This is a genomic window from Paraburkholderia sp. SIMBA_054 (assembly GCF_046534875.1).
Lineage (GTDB): Bacteria > Pseudomonadota > Gammaproteobacteria > Burkholderiales > Burkholderiaceae > Paraburkholderia > Paraburkholderia hospita.
In genome coordinates, this window is sequence record NZ_JAWRXV010001809.1 from 1 (window position 1) to 232 (window position 232).

Consider the following 232-nt stretch of genomic DNA (forward strand, 5'->3'; position numbering starts at 1 on the left):
GTGTGCAGCCGGCTCGTGCTCGGATTCGGCGAGAGTCTGTGCGGCACCGGCGCCATTCTGTGGGGGATCGGCCGAGTGGGCACGAGCAACAACGCGCGAGTGATCTCGTGGAACGGCATCGCCACGTATGGCGCACTGGCGGTCGGCGCGCCGCTCGGCGTTGCGATCGAGCGGACGGTCGGATTTGCGGCGCTCGGCATTCTAGTGATTCTGCTGTCGGCGCTCGGCTTCT

Annotated in this window: 1 pseudogene; it reads left to right on the forward strand. The window is 67.2% G+C overall.

From position 1 onward, the window contains the following. Positions 1-232: pseudogene (locus tag SB822_RS61310) on the forward strand (MFS transporter); the annotation flags it as partial.